This window comes from Plebeiibacterium sediminum (genome assembly GCF_026013605.1).
GTDB classification, from domain to species: Bacteria; Bacteroidota; Bacteroidia; order Bacteroidales; family Marinilabiliaceae; genus Saccharicrinis; species Saccharicrinis sediminus.
This window is the reverse complement of the sequence record NZ_JAPDPJ010000225.1, coordinates 1-930: the sequence shown is the minus strand read 5'-3', so window position 1 is coordinate 930 and position 930 is coordinate 1. Positions and strand designations below refer to the sequence as shown.

Here is a 930-nt window from a genome sequence, read left to right as displayed (position 1 = left end):
ATGCTCGAGTGGTGGAATTGGTAGACACGCAAGACTTAAAATCTTGTGTCCATTAGGACGTGCGGGTTCAAGTCCCGCCTCGAGTACCAAGTAAAGGTCTCTTCTTGAAAAAGAAGAGACCTTTTTTATTTTATGATATTTTTACTTACTCCAAGTAGTCTGGCTTAAAGTGTATCAGAACCATATATAACCACCAAGGCCCAAACGTTACATCTTTTCTGTTGATTTACAGCTTGCATCGTGTATTGACATCATTTCCACCTATCAGGGAGCTGTTATATGGCAAAGAGCAAAGTGCATAGGGCATAGGGTAAAGGGAAAAGAGTAGAGCGTAGTGCAATGAGTGATTTATATATGTTAATCCCTAAGAGTTACTGTTTGATTGGCAAATGTTATTTATTCGGGTAATTATATCGTGCTGAAAGCACAGTTCAATTTAGCCTAAGGCAACGCCTTGGGTATTCATATAAAGTTAATTATCGTCCTGTAGGGACAGCTCAAAATAAATTTGAAACATTCCAAAGTCCGGTATCTAATAGTATAATCAGTTTGGGTTATTCGTATATTGTTTTTTATAATAAAACCACCAAGGCCCCAAGACTCAGAGATCTTAAATCACAAGATTGCATCCTGTATTATAATGAATAATAAAATAACCCAATAGTTCGCAAATCACTTACGTTCAGCGAAGCGTCTCGCTTCGTTGTTTTATTCAGGCCTCTGGCCTTTATCAATTTCTATCGTAACTTATGATAATACTCTAATCCAGAGTATATTCTTTAAAATAAACTCTACTTTCATAATAAAAATAAGGTTGCTATTTGACCTATGAAAAATATCTGCATGATTTTTGCTAAGGCCAGAGGCCTTTTCTTATACGACATAGCGAGACGCTATGCCGAACTTATAGTTTGTACAAGGATTTATAAT

1 tRNA gene is annotated in these 930 nt (G+C 36.2%); it reads left to right on the top strand.

Annotated elements, in window-relative coordinates:
• Positions 1-2: 2 nt before the first annotated feature.
• Positions 3-89, top strand: a tRNA-Leu gene (locus OM075_RS25205).
• The last annotated feature ends 841 nt before the right edge of the window (positions 90-930 follow it).